At 66.2% G+C, this 20,196-nt stretch carries 16 protein-coding genes; 8 read left to right on the top strand and 8 right to left on the bottom strand.

Annotation, left to right across the window (positions count from 1 at the left end):
• Nucleotides 1-50: 50 nt before the first annotated feature.
• Nucleotides 51-770 carry a C40 family peptidase gene (locus FAZ11_RS03870; RefSeq protein WP_240043539.1) on the bottom strand — a complete coding sequence of 240 codons (720 nt, stop codon included), beginning with the start codon at nucleotides 768-770 and terminating at the stop codon, nucleotides 51-53.
• 273 nt (nucleotides 771-1,043) lie between these two features.
• On the opposite strand from FAZ11_RS03870, the gene FAZ11_RS03865 reads away from it, so the two are divergent.
• Nucleotides 1,044-1,448 carry an NINE protein gene (locus FAZ11_RS03865; RefSeq protein WP_058762967.1) on the top strand — a complete coding sequence of 135 codons (405 nt, stop codon included), beginning with the start codon at nucleotides 1,044-1,046 and terminating at the stop codon, nucleotides 1,446-1,448.
• Nucleotides 1,449-1,496: 48 nt separating this feature from the next.
• On the opposite strand, the gene FAZ11_RS03860 is transcribed toward FAZ11_RS03865, so the two are convergent.
• From FAZ11_RS03860 to gshB, 7 genes are all read right to left on the bottom strand, one after another.
• Nucleotides 1,497-2,774, bottom strand: a complete 1,278-nt coding sequence (locus tag FAZ11_RS03860) for a dihydroorotase (protein WP_058762968.1) — start codon at nucleotides 2,772-2,774, stop codon at nucleotides 1,497-1,499.
• Nucleotides 2,771-3,769, bottom strand: coding sequence for an aspartate carbamoyltransferase catalytic subunit (locus FAZ11_RS03855; RefSeq protein ID WP_058762969.1), 999 nt, complete (start codon nucleotides 3,767-3,769; stop codon nucleotides 2,771-2,773). The genes FAZ11_RS03860 and FAZ11_RS03855 overlap by 4 nt, the downstream gene beginning before the upstream one ends.
• Nucleotides 3,770-3,784: 15 nt before the next feature.
• Complete coding sequence (gene pyrR, locus FAZ11_RS03850) at nucleotides 3,785-4,294, bottom strand: bifunctional pyr operon transcriptional regulator/uracil phosphoribosyltransferase PyrR (protein WP_058774143.1); 510 nt, start codon at nucleotides 4,292-4,294, stop codon at nucleotides 3,785-3,787.
• A 2-nt stretch (nucleotides 4,295-4,296) separates the two neighbouring features.
• On the bottom strand, nucleotides 4,297-4,749 hold the full coding sequence (ruvX, locus tag FAZ11_RS03845; RefSeq protein ID WP_058762971.1) for a Holliday junction resolvase RuvX: 453 nt from the start codon (nucleotides 4,747-4,749) through the stop codon (nucleotides 4,297-4,299).
• Nucleotides 4,746-5,315 (bottom strand): YqgE/AlgH family protein, encoded by a 570-nt coding sequence (locus tag FAZ11_RS03840; protein ID WP_058774142.1) that lies wholly within the window; start codon nucleotides 5,313-5,315, stop codon nucleotides 4,746-4,748. The genes ruvX and FAZ11_RS03840 overlap by 4 nt, the downstream gene beginning before the upstream one ends.
• A 55-nt stretch (nucleotides 5,316-5,370) precedes the next feature.
• Complete coding sequence (locus FAZ11_RS03835; protein ID WP_058774141.1) at nucleotides 5,371-6,249, bottom strand: energy transducer TonB; 879 nt, start codon at nucleotides 6,247-6,249, stop codon at nucleotides 5,371-5,373.
• Nucleotides 6,250-6,352: 103 nt separating this feature from the next.
• Entirely contained in the window at nucleotides 6,353-7,303 is a 951-nt protein-coding gene (gshB, locus tag FAZ11_RS03830) for a glutathione synthase (RefSeq protein WP_058762974.1), read from the bottom strand.
• A gap of 222 nt (nucleotides 7,304-7,525) precedes the next feature.
• On the opposite strand from gshB, the gene pilG reads away from it, so the two are divergent.
• From pilG to FAZ11_RS03795, 7 genes are all read left to right on the top strand, one after another.
• Nucleotides 7,526-7,933: a twitching motility response regulator PilG gene (gene pilG / locus FAZ11_RS03825; RefSeq protein ID WP_007161679.1), complete on the top strand. Its 408-nt coding sequence runs from the start codon at nucleotides 7,526-7,528 to the stop codon at nucleotides 7,931-7,933.
• Between the two features lie 40 nt (nucleotides 7,934-7,973).
• Entirely contained in the window at nucleotides 7,974-8,339 is a 366-nt protein-coding gene (gene pilH / locus FAZ11_RS03820) for a twitching motility response regulator PilH (protein ID WP_007161680.1), read from the top strand.
• A gap of 49 nt (nucleotides 8,340-8,388) precedes the next feature.
• On the top strand, nucleotides 8,389-8,925 hold the full coding sequence (locus FAZ11_RS03815) for a chemotaxis protein CheW (RefSeq protein ID WP_058762975.1): 537 nt from the start codon (nucleotides 8,389-8,391) through the stop codon (nucleotides 8,923-8,925).
• A 161-nt stretch (nucleotides 8,926-9,086) separates the two neighbouring features.
• On the top strand, nucleotides 9,087-11,117 hold the full coding sequence (locus FAZ11_RS03810; RefSeq protein ID WP_058762976.1) for a methyl-accepting chemotaxis protein: 2,031 nt from the start codon (nucleotides 9,087-9,089) through the stop codon (nucleotides 11,115-11,117).
• 61 nt (nucleotides 11,118-11,178) lie between these two features.
• Nucleotides 11,179-12,027 carry a CheR family methyltransferase gene (locus tag FAZ11_RS03805; RefSeq protein ID WP_081318332.1) on the top strand — a complete coding sequence of 283 codons (849 nt, stop codon included), beginning with the start codon at nucleotides 11,179-11,181 and terminating at the stop codon, nucleotides 12,025-12,027.
• Nucleotides 12,028-12,038: 11 nt separating this feature from the next.
• Nucleotides 12,039-19,175, top strand: a complete 7,137-nt coding sequence (locus FAZ11_RS03800) for a hybrid sensor histidine kinase/response regulator (RefSeq protein WP_137279063.1) — start codon at nucleotides 12,039-12,041, stop codon at nucleotides 19,173-19,175.
• Nucleotides 19,168-20,187, top strand: a complete 1,020-nt coding sequence (locus FAZ11_RS03795) for a chemotaxis protein CheB (protein ID WP_058766167.1) — start codon at nucleotides 19,168-19,170, stop codon at nucleotides 20,185-20,187. The genes FAZ11_RS03800 and FAZ11_RS03795 overlap by 8 nt, the downstream gene beginning before the upstream one ends.
• Nucleotides 20,188-20,196 lie beyond the last annotated feature (9 nt).

Below are 20,196 nucleotides of genomic sequence, written 5' to 3'. Positions count from 1 at the left end.
GAGCGACACTCCGCCGGGCGGTAGCGGGCCCGGCGGAGCGAAGGGGAGGGTCAGGACTTGCGGGTACGCTTGGTACGCGGCTTGTCGGCGATGGCAGCGCTTTCCGCGGCCAGGGTAGTGGGTTGCGGCAGCACCCGCTTGGCCGAGGCGAACCTCTTGGTCCAGTAGGGCTCGCTCAGATGGTCGACGCGGACGCTCTCGCCACTGCGCGGGGCGTGAACGAATCTATCGTTGCCCAGGTAGATGGCGACGTGGTCGATACCGCTGCGCTGACCGGTCTTGAAAAACACCAGGTCACCGGCCTTGAGATCGTGGCGGGCGACCTTGGGGCCCTTGAGCTGAGCCAGCTCACGCGAGGTCCGCGGCAGCTTGACGTTGTGCACGTCACGATAGACGTAGTTGACCAGGCCGCTGCAATCCAAACCGTTCTTCGGGCTGTTACCGCCATAGCGGTAGGGCGTACCTATCAGGTCCAGAGCGCGGGTGGCGACTTGAGCGCCAACATTGCGCGTTGCCGCCTGGGCGGTGGCCTGCTTACGGTGCAGAGCGCTGGTGGCCCGCGCCGCGCGCTTGGCGCGAGCATTGGAGGCGGCCTGGGTGGGGCTGTCCGCAGCGGCGCCATGCCGGGCTGCGGTCTTGTGAGTTGTAGCGACGGCGACGTGCCGGGCTGCAAGCTTGTGATGTGGAGCGGCGGTAACATGCCGTGCTGCGACCTTATGGACCGGAGCGGCAGTGCGCGCTGCAGAGTTCTCTTTCGCTTGCGCGGCCACTGGCAGCGCAAGACAGGCAGAGAGCCATGTCAGGAGAAATAGACGCATTGTCGTAGGGGTGTCTGAAGATCGAAGCGAAGGATTCTATACCAACCCTGTGGATATTTTGTGCACCTCTCATCAAGAAATTATGTAATTTTTAGCGGAAAGTGAGGTCCCTAGAGCGCCAACCAGTGAGACTCCCTGGGCATTCATCCAGTTCTCGACATAAACTCACGGTGAAGGTAAGGGTGTAGGTAAGCGGTCTTTTTCATTCCCGATGAGGTCTCAGGCATGCAGTATCAGGACACCCACAGCAAGGTCATGGGCTATCTGTTGTGGATCTTCGGTTTTCTCGGCGCTCATCGCTTCTACTATGGCAAGCCGGTCACCGGCACCCTTTGGTTCTGCACCTTCGGCCTGCTGGGCATCGGCTGGCTGATCGACCTCTTCCTGATCCCGGCCATGGATCGCGAAGCGGACCTGCGCTTCCAGGCAGGATCGATCAACTACAGCCTGGGCTGGATTCTGCTGACCTTCCTCGGCGTCTTCGGTGCCCATCGGCTGTACTTGGGCAAGTGGATCACCGCGGTCCTCTATTTCTTTACGGCGGGTTTCTTCCTGCTAGGTGTGCTCTATGACTTCTGGACGCTGAACTCGCAGATCTCCGAAGAGAATCGGCGGCGGCTGGTGCGCTAGAGCAGACTGTTCGGCAAAAGCAGAAGGGGCTCCGTGGAGCCCCTTTTTTCATGCATCGCGCCGGTAGGTCGCGCGACCGCCCACCAGGGTGCGCTCGACGCGCCCCGGTAGCGTCAGGCCTTGGAAGGGGCAATTGCGTCCGCGCGAGAGCCACGGCGTGTCTGCCTGCCTGGTCGCCTCCTGGGAGAACAGCACCAGGTCGGCTGGCTGGCCCTTGGCCAGGCGCCCGAAGGGCAAGCGCAGCGCGCGCGCCGGACCGGTGGTCAGGCGCGCCAGCAGGGTCGGCAGGTCCAGCAGGCCGTCGGCCACTAGGCTCAGGGCCAGCGGCAGCAGCAATTCAACGCTGCTGATGCCCGGCTCGGTGGCGGCGAAGGGCGCCAGCTTGGCGTCCGCCTCGTGGGGCTGGTGATGGCTGGAGATGGCGCCGATCACGCCGTCGCGCACCCCTTCGCGCAGGGCATCGCGGTCGCGTGCGGTGCGTAGCGGCGGCTTGACGTGATAGAGGCTGGAAAAGCCCTGCAGCGCCTCGTCGGTGAGCAGCAGCTGGTAGAGCGCCACGTCGGCGGTCACCGGCAGGCCACGGGCCTGGGCAGCGGCGATCATCTCCACGGCGCGGGCACTGGTCAGCTGAGCGAAGTGGGCCCGTACGCCGCTCTGTTCCACCAGCAGCAGGTCGCGGGACAGAGCGATGGTCTCGGCGGTCTCCGGGATGCCGGTGAGGCCGAGGAAGCTGGCGGTAGGACCCTCGTGGGCCAGGCCGCCCTCGGCCAGCTCGGCGTCCAGCGCGGTGAAGACCACGGTCAGGTCGAAGGTCGCCGCGTATTCCAGGGCCCGGCGTTGCACCCGCAGATTCTCGAACGGCTGTAGGCCATTGGTGAAGGCGACGCAGCCGGCGTCACGCAGCGCCATCAGTTCGGACAGCTGCTCGCCGCCCAGGCCCTTGGTCAGGGCGCCGATGGGATGGACCCGGACATGATCGGCGGTACGGGCACGGTCGAGGATGAGCTCGGCCACCGCCGTGGTATCCAGCACCGGGCGGGTGGTCGGCGGGCAACACAGGCTGGTGACGCCACCGGCCGCGGCAGCGCGGGTTTCGCTGTCGACGTTGCCCTTGCGGGTCAGGCCCGGTTCGCACAGGGCGACGTCCAGATCGACCAGGCCCGGGGCCAGGATCAGGCCGCGGGCGTCCAGCTGCTCGGCGGCCTGGAAGTTCTTGGGTGCCTCACCGAGCGCCAGGATGCGGCCCTCGTCGATATGGACGTCGCTGACCTGATCGAGGCCGGTGGCCGGGTCGATCACCCGGGCATTGCGGATGCTCAGGCTCACTGCGCATTCTCCTGTAGCTGACGCTGGGCCGTCTGCCCGCTCATGGCCATCGACAGCACCGCCATGCGGACCGCGATGCCGTAGGTGACCTGGTTCAAGATGACCGATTGCTCGCCGTCGGCGACCGCGGACTCGATCTCCACGCCACGGTTGATCGGGCCGGGGTGCATGACGATGGCGTCCGGCCGCGCCCGCGCCAGGCGCTGGCGGGTCAGGCCGAACAGCCGGTAGTACTCGCCCTCGCTGGGCAAGAGGCCACCCTGCATGCGCTCGCGCTGCAGGCGCAGCATGATCACCACGTCGACGCCTTCCAGGCCGTCGGCCAGATCGGTGTAGGTGCGTACGCCATAGAGTTCTTCGAGGCCGACCGGCAGCAGGGTACGCGGGGCGATGACGCGGATGTCGCGGCAGCCCAGGGTGCGCAGCGCCAGCATGTCGGAACGGGCGACCCGCGAGTGCAGGATGTCGCCGACGATGGCCACCGACAGGTTGGCGAAGTCGCCCTTGTGCCGGCGGATGGTCAGCATGTCGAGCATGCCCTGGGTGGGGTGGGCATGGCGCCCGTCGCCACCGTTGATGATGGCGACGTCGGGGCAGACGTGCTCGGCGATGAAATGGGCGGCGCCGGAGTCGGCGTGGCGCACCACGAACATGTCGGCGGCCATGGCCTCCAGGTTGCGCAGGGTGTCGAACAGCGTCTCGCCCTTGCTGGTGGAGGAGGTGGAGACGTTGAGGGTGATGACGTCCGCCGACAGCCGCTTGGCGGCCAGTTCGAAGGTGGTACGGGTACGGGTCGAGTTCTCGAAGAAGACGTTGCACACCGTCTTGCCGCGCAGCAGCGGCACCTTCTTCACCGCCCGGGCACCGACTTCGAGGAAGGAGTCGGCGGTATCGAGCAGTTCGGTCAAGAGTTCGGCGGGCAGGTCATCGAGTGACAGGAAATGGCGCAATTGGCCCTGAGCGTTGAGTTGCAGCGAACGCGTAGCGTCGGTCATGGCAGCGAATCCAGGTCAGGCGGCGGGGACGTCGCGGTATTCGAGGGCGAGCGGAGCGGGGCCGGTCAGCTTGACGCGTTGGGTGGGGGCGAGGGTCAGGGTGGCGCCCACCACGTCGGGCTGGATCGGCAATTCGCGGGCATTGACGTCGAGCAGGCAGACCAGGGTCACACTGGCGGGACGGCCATAGTCGAAGAGTTCGTTGAGCGCCGCGCGCACGGTGCGCCCGCTCATCAGCACGTCGTCCACCAGCACCAGGTGCCGGCCATCGATCTCGAAGGGCAGCGCCGAGGGGCGTACCTGGGGGTGCAGGCCCTTCTGGGTGAAGTCGTCGCGGTAGAAGGACACGTCCAGGCTACCCAGCGGGGTATCCAGGCCGAGTTCGGCCAAGAGGGCCTCGGCGACCCACAGGCCGCCGGTATGGATGCCGATGAAGCTGGGATCGGTGATGCCGCGACGATCCAGCGACAGGCGCAGGTCCGCGGCCAGCCGCGGCAGGAGCTCGGCGGGAGAGGGCAGGTGCATGGCTACTCCGATTGCGGGCGCGCGGCCCGTTCCAGTTGTTGGGTCAGCCAGCCTTCCAGCAGGAGGGCGGCCGCGAGGGCATCCACCGGACGCTCGCGATAGCCGTCGCGTTGGCCGCCCTGCAGGCGTTCGCCTTTGGCGGCATAGGTGGTGAGGCGTTCGTCATGGGTATGCACGGGCAGCGCATAGCGGCCATGCAGGCGGCGGGCGAAGCGCTCGGCCCGTTCGCTCATTTCGCTGGGGGTGCCGTCCATGTTCAAGGGCAGGCCGACCACCAGCGCCGTCGGGCGCCATTCGTCCAGCAAGCGCTGGATCTGCTGCCAGTCCGGCACGCCGTTCTGCGCCTTGAGGGTCAGCAGTTCGCGGGCCTGGCCGGTGACGGCCTGGCCGACGGCGACGCCGATCTGCCGGGTGCCGTAATCGAAACCCAGGTAGAGCCCCGTGGGCGCGCTCATGCGTGGCCCGCCTGGCGCGAGAGCAGGCGCAGGTCGATGCCCAGCAGGGCGGCGGCACCACCCAGGCGCTGCTCGGTCGGTGTCTCGAACAGCAGGGCGGTGGTCGCCGGAGTGGTGAGCCAGAGATTGGCGGCCAGCTCTTCTTCCAACTGACCGGGTCCCCAGCCGCTGTAGCCCAGGGTGATCAGGTGGCGTGCGGGGCCGCTGCCATCGGAGATGGCGAACAGTACGTCTGGCGAGGTGGTCAGGCTCAGCTCTTCGAGCTCCAGGGTGTTTTGGAAGGTCGGTCCGACGTCGTGCAGCACGAAGCCGCGGTCGGTCTGCACCGGACCACCGGCATAGAGGACGACCTGGGTATCTTCCAGGGTGGCGGGCACCTCGGGCCGCAGCTGCTCGAGCAGATCGTCGAGGTGCAGGCCGTTGGGGCGATTGATCACCAGGCCCATGGCACCGTCGGGACCGTGGTCGACCAGGTAGATCACCGTCTCGGCGAAATGGGGATCGTCCATCTGCGGCATGGCGATCAGGAGTTGGTGCTGTAGGGTGGTGCTGGGGGTCGGCTTCATGACCGGCAAGTTTCCCGGTTGCGTGGCCCGGCTTCAAGTGCAACGACGTGCGTGGCTATTGACTGGACAGGCGGTCGCCGCGCTCGAAGCGCCAGGTGCGGATGATCTCCAGCCGGTCGATGTCGGCGAGATCGCCACTGAAGGGCGCGAAGGGCGCTGCCAAGCGGACGATGCGCAGGGCGGCCTGGTCCAGTACTGGGCGCCCCGAGGACTCCAGCACCTGCACCTCGTAGAGCGAACCATCCTTGTTGATCGCCACCAGCAGCCGCAGGCTGCCATAAAGGCGATCACGCTTGGCCTGCTCGGGATAGTTGAGATTGCCGATCCGCTCGATCTTGCGCCGCCATTCTTCCTTGTAGCGGGCGCCCTTGTCCTTTTGTGTCGAGGCGGCATTGATCCGCCAGATCTTCGGGCGCTTGGCGTACTGCTGGCGCTCTTCGGCGAGCTGGGCTTCGAGGCTGGCGAGTTCGGCGGCCTGGCTGTCGGCCTCGGGGCTCGGGGCATCGCGCTGCTCTTGCTGGGGCGTCTCGCGGCTGGGCTCGGCCTTGGTCGGGCGCGCGGCGCGGGTGGTCACCGCCGCCTTGGGCGCCTGGGGCCGATCCGTGGCGGCCTGGCGGGCGGGCGGCGCGGCATCACGGATCTCGCTGTCGTGGAACGGCGCCTGCACCGGCGTGCTCGGCGCGGCCGCCTTGTCCAGGGTGCCGCTGCCCTGTTGGTTTTCCTGGGCCAGGAAATCCGCCTGCTTAGGGGCTTCATCGCTCTTGAAGCTGGCCAGTGTCACTTCCAGGGTGCGGCTGATCTGGGTGGGTTCGGGCAGCGCAAAGCCGACCCCCAGGATCAGCACGACGTGCAGGAGCGTCGCGATGAGCAGCGTGAAGCCCAGGCGGTCGGCGGAGCGAACCTGGGCGTTGCGAGAGGGGGCGGGACTGGGCATTGACTGGGTCGACAAGGGCAGAGGACGCGCGGCGGGGCTGGCGTCAGTCTGCGGATTGTGTCAGCGATTGTCCATGCCGCCCGGGGCGGCACGGCCGGCCGCTTCAGCTCGCGCGTTTCTGCGCGATCACCTCCATCAGCCGCTCGGCGATCCGGGTGTCGTAGGCCGCATCGATCTCGCGGATGCAGGTCGGGCTGGTGACGTTGATCTCGGTCAGGTGCTCGCCGATCACGTCGAGGCCAACGAACAGCAGGCCACGCTTGCGCAGCTCCGGACCCACCGTGGCCGCGATCTCGCGATCCCGCGCCGACAGCGGCTGGGCCACGCCCCGTCCACCGGCGGCCAGGTTGCCGCGCGTCTCGCCCTGCGCCGGAATCCGTGCCAGGCAATATTCCACCGGCTCGCCATCGACCATCAGGATGCGCTTGTCGCCGTCCTTGATGCCCGGCAGGTAACGCTGGGCGATGATCTGCTGGGTGCCGTGGGCCGTCAGGGTTTCCAGGATGACCGAGAGATTGGGGTCGCCTTCGCGATGACGGAACACCGAGCTGCCGCCCATGCCGTCGAGCGGCTTGAGGATGACGTCGCCGTGCTCGCGGGCGAATTCGCGAATGATGTCGGCGCGACGACTCACCAGCGTCGGCGGGGCGAGTTCGGGGAACAGGGTGGCGAAGAACTTCTCGTTGCAGTCGCGCAGGCTGGCGGGACGGTTGACCACCAGGGTGCCACCCCGCTCGGCCTGCTCCAGCAGGTAGGTGGCGTAGACGAATTCGTTGTCGAAGGGCGGATCCTTGCGCATCAGGATCACGTCCAGTTCGCGCAGCGGCAGATCGACGCTCTCACCGAAGGCGAACCAGCGCTCCGGATCCTGGAATACGTCCAGTTGCCGACCTCTACCACGGGCTTCGCCATCGACTTGGTACAAGTCCTGCATTTCGAAGTAATGCAGTGTCCAGCCGCGCGCCTTGGCCGCCCACAGCATGGCCATGGAGCTATCCTTCTTGTAGGAGATGCGTTCGATGGGATCCATGACGATCCCCAGGCGGATACTCATTGGCGCTAGACCTCGGCTATACGTGGGCAAGGCGCCAGGATAGCCCCTGGATCCCCTTGAGTGCCAATGCTTGCGCGATCGTCGCAGGCGGCGGGCCGATGGTCCGCGACCAGGGGATCTGCGTGGTAGGTCACGGTATTGTGTGCTACAAAGAGGCGCCGCCACGGTGCCCTCTGATCGACATTATTCACGTTTCATCGACGATGAGCCGGTAGCTTGAACATGGAACAGTATTCGGAAGGGCTCAAGGTCATGGTGATTGACGATTCGAAGACGATTCGTCGCACTGCCGAGACCTTGCTCAAGAAAGTTGGCTGCGAGGTCATCACCGCCATCGATGGCTTCGATGCCCTCGCCAAGATCGCCGACAGTCATCCGCACATCATCTTCGTGGACATCATGATGCCGCGACTGGATGGCTATCAGACCTGCGCGCTGATCAAGAACAACAGCGCCTTCCGCGCGACACCCGTCATCATGCTGTCATCGCGTGACGGCCTCTTCGACAAGGCCAAGGGTCGCATCGTCGGCTCTGACCAGTACCTCACCAAACCCTTCAGCAAAGAAGAGCTGATCGGTGCGATCAAGACCCACGTCCCCAGCTTCACACCGCTCGAACAAGCGTCCTGAGTGCCCTGGGACGGGTGATTCAATCTAGTAGGAAATTTTCATGGCTCGAATTCTGATCGTCGACGACTCTCCCACCGAGATGTACAAGCTCACCGCCATGCTCGAAAAGCATGGTCATCAGGTGCTCAAGGCCGAGAACGGCGCGGATGGCGTCGCCCTGGCGCGGCAGGAGAAACCGGATGCGGTGCTGATGGATATCGTCATGCCGGGTCTCAACGGCTTCCAGGCCACCCGTCAGTTGACCAAGGATGCCGAGACCAGCCACATCCCGGTGGTCATCGTCACCACCAAGGACCAGGAAACCGACAAGGTCTGGGGCAAGCGCCAGGGCGCCAAGGATTACCTGACCAAGCCGATCGACGAAGATACCTTGCTGCGCACCCTGGCTGGCGTATTGCAGGGCTGACGTCTTACGTCCGTTTTCCGCGGCTGCGCCCTGATGGGCAGGGAATCCTATGAGCGACGCCACCACCCCCTATGAACTCCTGCGCCTGATCGATCTCCGTTGCCGCGAGCGCGCGGCGGGCTTGCCGGCGCAGCAGGAAAACCAGCAGACCTGGAGTGGCATCGGCTTTCGGCTGGGTGAATTGCGCTTCGTGATCCCCATGGGAGAAGTCAGCGAAATCCTGCCGGAGCCGCGTTTCACGGCGCTGCCCGGGGTGAAACCCTGGCTCAAGGGCGTGGCCAACGTGCGTGGTCGTCTGCTGCCGATCGCCGATCTCGGCCAGTTTCTGGGGGTGAAGATCCAGGCGCTGCGCAAGCAACGGCGCATCCTGATCGTCGACCACGGCGATCTCTTCGTCGGATTGGCGGTTGACGAAGTCCTGGGCATGCAGCATTTCGACATCGGGGCCTATCGCGAGCACGACGACAGCGTGCCGCCGGGCCTGCAATTCTTTCTGGAAGGCATCTTCCAGCGCGACGTGCCATGGCTCGTGTGCAGCCCGCGGGCCCTGGTTGCGCATCCCGAATTCATGGACGTTGCAGCGTGAGGCCCAGGGCTTCACCTCGACCTAGGTAGGATCGGCATCGGGATGGCAGGAGCCATCACCGACGGATGGGGGTAGGGCGGCGCGGACTGGTTTCAAACGAAGCAGCGCGTCGGCCGACAAGGATAGAACTAAAGGAACCAAGGTCCAGGCGGGGGCCGCTGATGAACAAACTCAATACCGGGAAACTCAACGCGTGGGTCGCGGGCATGTTCGTGGTGCTGATCGTCGCGATCGTGCTGCTGTTCGCCAACTTCGCCTACCTCAGCACCCAGGCCGGCTACGACAGCCAATACCAGGCCCAGGCGACCGAGCTGCGGATTCTTTCGCAGCAGCTCGCCAAGAGCGCCAGCGAGGCCTCGACCGGCAAGGCCGATGCCTTCAAGGATCTGCGCGTGGCCCGGGCCGAGTTCGAGCGGCGCTGGAACATCCTGCGTAACGGCGATCCGCAGACGGGGCTGCCGCCGTCGCCAGCCTTGCTCGGCGCCCGCATGGACACCGTGGAAGGGCAATGGAGCGCCTTGCGTAGCCAGGTCGATACCATGCTGAAAAGCGAGCAGACGGTGCTGTCGCTGCACCAGCTCGCCAGCGCCCTGGCCGATACCATCCCCCAGCTACAGGTCGAGAACGAGGAAATCGTCGACATCCTGATCGAGCGGGGCGCCCCTGCCAGTCAGGTAGTGGTCGCTCAACGCCAATCGCTGCTCGCCGAACGTATCCTGGGCTCGATCAACAAGATCCTCACCGGCGACGAGGCCGCGGTACAGGCCGCCGACAGCTTTGGCCGCGACGCCAGCCTGTTTGGCCGGGTACTGAAGGCCATGCGTGAGGGCAATGCCTCCATGGGCATCGCCAAGGTCACCGACCCCGAGGCGGTCGGGCGGCTGAACGAGGCCAACAAGCTGTTCGAATTCGTCTCCGGTAACGTCGACGAGATCCTGGCCACCTCGCCCGAGCTGCTGCAGATCCGCTCCGCCGTGGGCCAGATCTACACCGGCTCCCAGGCGCTGCTCGGCTCCGTGTCCGAGCTGAACGCCGGCTACGCCGCCTTGGCCCAGAGCCGCAAGATCAACACCGTGGGCAGCTATCTGCTGGTGTTCATCGCCCTCGGCGCCATTCTGTGTATCGGCTATATCCTGGTGCGCGACACCCGCCGGCGCCTGGCCGAGACCGACGAGAAGAACCAGCGCAACCAGACCGCCATTCTGCGTTTGCTGGATGAAATCGCCGACCTGGCCGACGGTGACCTCACCGTGCAGGCCACGGTGACCGAGGACTTCACCGGCGCCATCGCCGACTCCATCAACTACTCCATCGACCAGCTGCGCGAACTGGTGGAAACCATCAACCAGACCGCCGTGCAGGTGGCTGCCGCCGCCCAGGAATCCCAGGACACCGCGACCGTGCTGGCCGAGGCCTCGGAACACCAGGCCCAGGAGATCGCCGGGGCTTCCGCGGCGATCAACGAGATGGCCGTGTCCATCGACCAGGTATCCACCAACGCCTCCGAATCCACCGCGGTGGCGGAGCGCTCCGTGGCCATCGCCAACAAGGGCAACCAGGTGGTGCACAACACCATCATCGGCATGGACAACATCCGCGAGCAGATCCAGGACACCGCCAAGCGGATCAAGCGCCTGGGTGAGTCGTCCCAGGAGATCGGCGACATCGTCGGCCTGATCAACGACATCGCCGACCAGACCAACATCCTGGCCCTCAACGCGGCGATCCAGGCCTCCATGGCCGGTGACGCTGGTCGTGGTTTCGCCGTGGTCGCCGACGAGGTGCAGCGACTGGCCGAGCGCTCCTCGGGCGCCACCAAGCAGATCGAGGCCCTGGTCAAGGCGATCCAGACCGATACCAACGAAGCGGTCATCTCCATGGAGCAGACCACTTCGGAAGTGGTGCGCGGTGCCGCTTTGGCGCAGGACGCCGGGGTGGCGCTGGAGGAGATCGAGAAGGTGTCCCAGATCCTCGCCGGCCTGATCCAGAACATCTCCAATGCCGCCCGGCAGCAATCCTCGTCCGCCAGCCACATCTCCAGCACCATGAACGTCATTCAGGAGATCACCTCGCAGACCTCGGCCGGTACCACCGCTACGGCGCGCAGCATCGGCGAGCTGGCCAAGCTGGCGAGCGAGATGCGGCGTTCGGTATCGGGTTTCAATCTGCCGAACGAGCAGCCGCTGGGCTGAGCGCATCAGCCACAGCGGTGCGTGGCGAGGGGGAGATGTGGGAAGGGAGTCGAGTTGGGCGTTGTGCCGTGCTCCCGAGCTGCCGGATGCGGATTTCCAGCGTTGGCGGGAACTGCTCGAATCGCGCGCCGGGATGGTGCTGGACGATCGCCAGCGCAGTTTCCTGCAGATCCACCTGGCCGCGCGCATGCGCGAGTTGGGGATCGCGGACTACGACGGCTACTACCGGATCGTCTGCGGCGGAGTCAGCGGCCGGATCGAGTGGGTTCGCCTGCTCGACCGGCTGACCATCCAGGCGACCCGTTTCTTTCGTCACCCGCCGTCGTTCGCCCTGTTGGAAGCCTACGTGAGTGAATTCGCCCAGGCTGCCGCAGGCGGCAGTCTGGCGCTGTGGAGTCTAGGCTGTGCCAGTGGAGAGGAAGCGTTTTCGATGGCCATCAGCACCGCCGAAGTATTATCCCGGCAGGAGCACCCCATGACGTTCGCGCTGACCGGTACGGACATCAGCAGCGAGGCCCTGCGTCAGGCCCGGCAGGGCACCTTCAGCCAACAGCGCCTGGATGGCGTGCCCGCTCCGTTGCGCGAGCGTTATTTCCGGGCCCGCGAAGACGGCGCCTTCGAGATTTGCCCCCGGCTGGCCGAGCGACTGTGTTTCGCCCGGCTCAATGTGCTGGAGCTGAGCCAGGCTCCGCTGCAGGGGCTCAATGTCATTTTTTGTCAGAACTTGCTGATTTATTTCCGCCGCTGGCTGCGTCGAGACCTGCTCAACCAGCTGGTCCAGCGGCTTGCACCGGGTGGGCTGTTGGTTCTGGGTGTCGGTGAGGTGAGCAATTGGAGCCATCCGCAACTGATACCCGTCGAGCATCCCGAGGTCCTGGCCTTTACCCGCCAGGCGGACTGCCCGGCATGACAGGAGCCGAGATGATCGATCGACACGACTACGTAGCTCTCGAGTGGGTCAAGGGAGAGATCGCCGAGACCTTGCAGCAGGCCCGCAAGGCGCTCGAGGCGTTCGTCGACAACCCGCAGGATCGTAGCCGCCTGGGCTTTTGCCGTACCTACGTGCACCAGGTCTACGGCACCCTGCAGATGGTGGAGTTCTACGGCGCCGCCCTGCTGGCCGAGGAAATGGAGCTGCTGCTGCAGGCGCTCTACGAAGAGCGCGTGACCAGTACCGACGAGGCGCTGGAAGTGCTGATGCAGGCCATCCTGCAGGTGCCGCCCTATCTCGAGCGGGTGCTGGAAGCCCGGCGCGACCTGCCGCTGGCCATTCTGCCGTTGCTCAACGACCTGCGTTCGGCGCGCGGCGAAAAGCTGCTGTCGGAAACCAGCCTGTTCTCGCCCGACCTGTCCGCCACCCCGCTGTCGCTGAGCGAGGCGGAGCTGGCCGACCGGGCGTCGCCGGATTGGCTGCCGCGGCTGCGCAAGTTGCGCCAGGCCCTGCAAGGCGCTCAGGTCGGGCTGTTCCGCGACCATGACGTCCCGCTGCACCTGGATTATCTGTCCCGGGTATTCGAACGCCTGGACCAGCTCTGCGCCGGCTCGCCCTTTGGTGCGCTCTGGCCGGTGGCCGCGGGGCTGACCGAGTTGCTCAAGGCCGGCGAGTTGGACAACAGCAGCTCGATCCGCGGCCTGTTGCGACAGCTCGATCGTGAGTTGAAGCGCCTCATCACGGATGGTGTGGTGACGCTCAATCAGCCGGCGCCGGCGGACCTGCTGAAGAATATGCTGTTCTATCTGGCCAAGGCGCCGGTACAGAGTCCGCGCATCGCCGCGCTCAAGGCCCATTATCGCCTGGACGAGGCACTGCCGGATGCCGAACTGGTGGGCTTCGAGCGTTCGCGCATCGTGGGACCGGATCGCGAGGCCATGCGTTCGGTGGTCACCGCGCTCTGCGAAGAACTGGTGCAGATCAAGGACAGCCTCGACCTCTTCGTGCGCAGCGACCGCGGCGAGAGCGCCACCCTGCGTGGCCTGCTGGCACCGCTCAAGCAGATCGCCGATACCCTGGCGGTGCTGGGTTTCGGTCAACCGCGCAAGGTGGTACTCGAGCAGTACGAGGCCGTCGGCGAATTGGCCGAGGGCATCCGCGATCCCAGTGATGCCGCGCTGATGGATATCGCCGGAGCGCTGCTCTATGTGGAGGCCACCCTGGCCGGCATGGTCAGTGGCAACGAGGCGGGGGATGCCGAGGAAAGCCGGCTGCCCACCACGGATATCGATCAGTTGCACCGGGTGGTGATTCGTGAGGCGCGCAATGGGCTGGAGCAGTCCAAGGACGCCATCATCGAATTCATCGCCTCCCAGTGGAACCATGTCCATCTGGAGCCGGTGCCGCTGTTGCTGACCCAGGTACGGGGTGGTCTGGCGATGATCCCCCTGGAGCGGGCCGCCGCTCAGGTGCAGGCCGCCAACGACTACATCGGTGAACAGCTGCTGGGCAAGCAGGCGGTGCCGGATTGGCAAAGCCTGGACACCCTGGCCGATGCCATCACCAGCGTCGAGTATTACCTGGAGCGGCTGGCCGAGGATCCCTCCACGCCCCACGACATGATTCTCGACATCGCCGACGAAAGCCTGATCGCGCTGGGCTATCCGCCCAGGACGGCGGCGGACGAATCGCCGCTGGAGCCTGCTCCCCCGGCGTCCAGTACGCTCGACGCGCCCTTGCCGGACGTCTCGGAGACCGGGGGCGAAGAGTCCTGGGAGTTCACCGAGTCGCCTGCCGCGGATGGCGAGGAGCGCCAGGAAGAAGGGCTGGAACCTCTCCCGCTCAGCGAGGCGGCGAGCGCCGAAGACGAGCCATTGATCCTCGACCTTCCGAGCGAGACGACGGTGCTCGACCATGAGCCGCCGGTCATCCACCACGCGGATAGCGAAGAGTCCGAAGAGTTGTTGGCCGGGCTCGAGCTGGAGGCCTTGGCACCGGCGAGTTCGGCGCCGGGCTCGGTCGCCGAGGTGTTGGCCGCCTCGGTCGATCCCATCAATCCGCCGGCGGCGCAGGTACCGCTTGCGCTGCTGCCGCCTCCTGCCGATGCCGAGCCGGTGGAGGAAGAACTACGCGAGGTCTTCATCGAAGAGGCCGGTGAAGTCCAGGCGGAGCTGGAGCATTGGTTACCCGTCTGGCACGCCGATCCCGAGGCCCGGCCCGCCCTCGCCGAATTGCGGCGCAACTTCCATACGCTCAAGGGCAGTGGCCGCATGGTGCAGGCGCTGGTCATCGGCGAGCTGGCCTGGGCGCTGGAGAATCTGCTCAATCGCCGGCTGGACCACAGTGTTGCCCATAGTCCCGCCGTGCAAAGGGTGGTGGACGATGTCTGTGCGCTGTTGCCGGAGTTGGTGACGGAGTACGCCGAGCAGCGTCAGCGCCAGCGTGACGACGTGGACTGGCTGGCCCATGCGGCCCATGCCCTGGCCCGCAACGAAGCGCTGCCCGAGCGCAGCAGTGCGGTGCCCGCCGTTGCCGAGCTGGCGGAGCTGCCCCTGGTCGAGGTGGAGCTTGCCGAGACCGAGGATGCTGCCCAGGCCCCGGACGAGGTCGTCAGTGAAGCTGATACCCAGTTGCTGGATATCTTCCGGACCGAAGCCGAGGCCCATCTCGAGACCGTTCGCCGCTATTTGGAACACGTCGAGGCCGATACCAGCCTACCGGTATCCGACAATCTCCTGCGGGCATTGCATACCTTGAAAGGCAGTGCCCACATGGCCGGTAGTTCGCCCGTGGCCGAGCTGGCCTCGGCACTCGAGCGGCTGGCCAGGGAGTACAAGGTCGCCCATGTGCCTTTCGCCGCGCCGGAGCAAGCAGTGCTGGACGGCGGTGCGACCCTGTTGGAAGGGCGACTGGCGACCCTCGAAGACGGCACCCTGGCCGAATCCCTGGCCGGGGCACCGGAACTGATCGCCGAATGCGAGACTTTGCTGGAGCAGCTGAATCTAGCCTTGCCGGTACCCGAGGCGCCAGTGCCGGAGCGTGGCGATACGCTACGCCTGGATGACTTCCTCATGCCAGCGATGGACCTGTTGCTGGAGGCGGACGAGCGTCTGAGCGCCTGGCGCCTGGCCGGTACGACCGAGGCCTGTGCGGATCTGCTGGCCGATCGCCTGAACACCTTCGCCGACCGCGCTGCACGGGTCGGCCTGGTCGATGTGGAGCAGCTCGCCGAAGCCTTGCAGGCGGTCTATGCCGCCGTGGCCAGCGGTTCGCTGCCCGCCGATGACGCCTTCTTCCGCGAGGCGGAAGACGCCCAGGAAGCCCTGATCAGCATGCTCAACCAATTGGCCGGTGGCATGCGGGCCACGCCCTATGGTGAGCGGATCGAGGCGCTGCGCGCCCTGCTGGTGGGTATCCTCGCCGACCTGCCCATCATGGCGACCGCGCTGCTGGCGGAGGCGGAGCCCGAATCCTCTTTCGACGCCGAAGCCGCCACACCGGTGGCACCGGCGCTCGATCTCGACGTCGATCCCGAAGCCGAAGCCGAAGCCGAAGCCGAAGCCGAAGCCGAAGCCGAAGCCGAAGCCGAAGCCGAAGCCGAGCCTGAGCCTGAAACCGAAGCCGGTCGCGAATCCGTAGAGCGGCACGATGCGGCTGAGGACGCTCCGGCAGCAGAGGCGTCGGAGCCGGCAGCGGACGCGCCGGAAGACTTTGATCATGAAATCCAGCTGATCTTCCTGGAAGAAGCCCTGGATCTGCTGGATAGCGCCGACCGCGCCTTGGAACGCTGGTTGGTGGAGCCGCAACAGCCTTTCCATCTCGGCACCCTGCAACGGGATCTGCATACCCTCAAGGGCGGTGCCCACCTCGCCGAGATTGCCCCGGTAGCCGCGCTGGCCGGGGAGCTGGATGCCATCTACGAAGGCCTGCTCGACGGTCGTCTCGCAGGTGGCGCCGAATTGAGCGCTCCACTGCGCGAGGCCCATGCCTGCCTGGCCGAACAACTCGAGGAATTGGCCGCAGACCAGCCGGTCAGCGACTGTGTCGAATGCATCGCCAGACTCCAGCGCATCCGGGCCGGACACCCCGAAGACCTGACGCCTGTAGTGGAGCAGCTTCCGGCGCCTCAAGAGACCGAGCCGAGCCCGGCCGAGGAAGCCAGTGCCGCCCTGCCTGAGGAGCCGGCCGCGGAGCCACCCTCTGAAGTGGCGGCCCTGCCCGATGAGGATGGGCCCGACGCCGAACTGCTGGCCATCTACATCGAGGAAAGCCGTGATCTGCTGGACAGCATGGCTGCCTCGCTGCGGGCCTGGGAAGCCGATCCGCGCAATAGCCTGGAGCTGGAATCCCTGTTGCGTGACCTGCATACCCTCAAAGGCGGTGCACGCCTGGCCGAAGTGGATGCTATCGGCGATCTCGCCCACGCCCTGGAAGCCTTCTACGAGGGGCTGGCCCGCGGCCGGATCAAGCCCGGGCCGAGCCTGGGGGGCCTGCTGCATCGTTGCCATGACCGCCTGCACGAGCAGCTCGAAGCGCTCGCCCAGGGCTTGCCGCCAGAATCCGCCGGGGACTTGATCGAGGCCTTGCGCGATTACCGTGAGCAGCCGGTCGCCGCCAGCGGAGCCGTCGCGGCCACTCCCGCTGCTCCCGCCGCTCCGGTCTTCGACGAAGACGCGGATGCGGAAATCCTCGAGATCTTCATCGAGGAGGCCCAGGACCTGCTGGCCAGCATGGACGGCGCCCTGAGTCGCTGGGCCAAGGCGCCCGACCTGGCGGTGGACGAACTGTTGCGTTGCCTGCACACCCTCAAGGGGGGGGCGCGCCTGGCGGGTCTGCATGAGTTGGGCGAGCAGGCCCACGGCCTCGAGCAGCAACTGGCCGAACTGCGTTCGCTCGCAGCGACGGTGGGTGAGGGTACCCAGGTTCGCGACCTGGCGGTGAAGGGCGTCGATCAGCTGCAAGCGGCCGTTGCCCGGCTATCGGCACCCGGTCAGGCCGCCGCAGCGGTTGCCGAGACGCCAAGCGAGCTCGAGGCGGATGATGACATCGCCGCGCTGCCGGCAGGTGAGACCCTGGGCGACGAGGCATCCGGCATGGCCAGTGCGGCCGCGCCCGAGAGCGTGGCCGCCGAGTCGATCGACGAAACCCCGCCCGAGACGGCACCCGAACCCGCCGCAACCACCGAGATCGCGCCGGTCATGGTCGCGCCGGAGCCACCCAGCGCTCCGCCCGCCGTCCTGCCCTTCGTCCAGCGCCTGCAGCAGGCCCGCCAGCAGGCGACGCAGCGGCGCGCCTCCCAGGAGTTGGTGCGCGTCCCGGCGGCACTGCTGGAGCAACTGGTCAACCTGGCGGGCGAGACGTCGATCTTCCGCGGTCGCGTCGAGCAGCAGGTGAGCGATATCGGCAGCACCCTGGGCGAGATGGAAGCCACCATCGAGCGGGTGCGCGACCAACTGCGGCGTCTGGATACCGAAACCCAGGCGCAGATCATCAGTCGTCACCACGAGGACGTCGACCGCGTTGGCTACGAGGATTTCGATCCGTTGGAGCTGGATCGCTACTCCCAGCTGCAGCAACTGTCCCGGGCGTTGTTCGAGTCCGCCTCCGACCTGCTGGATCTGAAGAACACCCTGGGCCAGCGCAACCGCGATGCCGAAACGCTGCTGCTGCAACAGGCACGGGTCAACACCGAGTTGCAGGAAAGCCTCATGCAGACGCGCATGGTGCCTTTCGAGCGCATGCTGCCGCGACTGCACCGGGTGGTCCGCCAGGTCAGCGGCGAACTGGACAAGCCGGTCGAGCTGCGGGTGGGCAACGCCGAGGGCGAGCTGGATCGCACGGTACTCGAGCGGATCATCCCGCCGCTGGAACACATGTTGCGCAACGCCATCGACCACGGCATCGAGGACGCCGCCGGACGCCAGCGCGCCGGCAAGCCGGCCGAGGGCGTCATCAGCCTGGATCTGCGGCGTGAAGGGGGGGACATCATCCTGACCCTGGCCGACGATGGTCGCGGAATCGATCTGGACGCCGTACGCCGCAAGGCGGTCGAGCGCGGCTTGATGGCGGAAGACGCGATGCTCGCCGATCAGGAGCTGCTGCAGTTCATCCTCGAGTCCGGCTTCTCCACGGCGCCGACGGTCACCCAGATTTCCGGGCGCGGTGTGGGCATGGACGTGGTGCACCAGGAGGTGAAGCAACTCGGCGGCAGCATGGATATCCATAGCGTGCCGGGCGAGGGGACGCGCTTCACCATTCGCCTGCCGTTCACCGTGTCGGTGAACCGGGCGCTCATGGTGCATGCCGGTGAGGATCTCTACGCCGTACCACTGAACACCATCGAGGGCATCGTGCGCATCACCGCCGCCGACCTCGAACGCTACTACCGTCCGGGGGCCGGCGCCTTCGAATACGGCGGCCAGCAATACGACCTGCGCTACCTCGGTCACCTGCTCGGCAATGGCCAGCATCCCAAGCTGACCGGCCAGAGCCTGCCGTTGCCGGTGGTACTGGTGCGCTCGGCCGAATACGCCGTGGCGGTGCAGGTGGATGCGGTGGCCGGCTCGCGCGAAATCGTGGTGAAGAGCCTGGGGCCGCAGTTCGCCGGGGTGCCGGGACTGTCCGGCGCCACCCTGCTCGGCGACGGTCGGGTGGTGGTGATTCTCGACCTGCTGGCCATGATCCGCAGCCAGCAAGGTGCCGACGAGGGCCCGCGGCTGGCGCTCAACCTGCCATCGACCACGCAGGCCGCCCGCCCGGCGTTGGTCATGGTAGTGGACGACTCGGTCACGGTGCGCAAGGTCACCAGCCGCCTGCTGGAGCGTCACGGCATGGAAGTCTTCACCGCCAAGGACGGGGTGGATGCCATCGCCCAGCTCCAGGAACGCCAACCGGACATCCTGCTGCTGGACATCGAGATGCCCCGCATGGATGGCTTCGAGGTCGCCACCCTGATCCGCCACGATGCGCGCCTGAAAAATCTGCCCATCGTGATGATTACCTCGCGTACCGGAGAAAAGCACCGGGAACGCGCCCTCAGCCTGGGCGTGGACGAGTACCTGGGCAAGCCTTACCAGGAGAGTGAACTCCTGGCTCATATTCATCGACTGGTCAGGGAACATGACTGAGATGCCTACCGCCCGCGTCGCCATCCTGGCCGACAGCCCGCTGCAGCGCCATGTGCTGCAACAGGTGCTGGCCGACAATGGCTATAACGTAGTCCTCAACAGCGATCCCGAGCGCTTCGACGAGGCCGAATGGCCCGGGGTAGAGACCGATCTGTGGTTGATCGACCTGAGCCAGACGGAGGAGTCGCCGTTGGTGGACATCCTGCTGGAGGAGGCCGAGGTGCCCATCCTGTTCGGTGAGGGACAGGCGCCGGAGCGCTTCACCGATCCCTTCACCCAGTGGGAAAAACGCCTGATCGGCAAACTCAAGCGGCTGATCGGCGATCCGGTCGCCGCGGTCGGGCCGGGGTTGGAGAGCCTGCTGCAGGATCAGCCACGCCCGCCACGCCTGACCCTGCCCGAGCCGCTGGCCAACCTGCCGCTGCCCGCTGGCGATCCGGCGCCCGAAGTCTGGTTGCTGGCCGCTTCCATCGGCGGTCCGGCCGCGGTGAAGGCGTTTCTCGATGCCTTGCCCGGTGGGCTACCGGTAGGCTTTCTCTATGCCCAGCACATTGGCGATGGCTTCGCCGCCAGCCTCTTGCGCGCGGTGGGTCGCCACAGCCAGTGGCATATCCAGGGCGTGCGTCCGGGGGAGCCGATACGCTGTGGCGAGGTGGTGGTGGTGCCGACGCAGCAGGAGCTCAATTTCAGCGCCAAGGGCAGCCTCGAGATCATCGAACGGGCCTGGCCAGAGCCCTATACCCCCTCGATCAGCCAGATGATGCTCAACCTGGCGCAACATTTCGGCGCGCGCTGTGGCGTCATCGTCTTCAGCGGCATGGGTAACGACGGCACCGCTTCGGCGCCCTACGTACGCCGTCGCGGCGGCACCCTGTGGACCCAGTCGGCGAGCACCTGCGTCGCCTCCAGCATGCCGGAAAGCCTGCGTGAATCCGGTCTTGCGACCTTTACCGCCGATCCCCGCGGCCTGGCCGAAGCGCTGGTGGCGCGACTGGCCGAGCAGCACAGCTGAAGGACATCG

It is taken from the genome of Pseudomonas rhizoryzae, assembly GCF_005250615.1.
GTDB classification, from domain to species: domain Bacteria; phylum Pseudomonadota; class Gammaproteobacteria; order Pseudomonadales; family Pseudomonadaceae; genus Chryseomonas; species Chryseomonas rhizoryzae.
The sequence above is the reverse complement of the archived record's forward strand: the minus strand, read 5'-3'. Positions and strand labels throughout refer to the sequence as shown.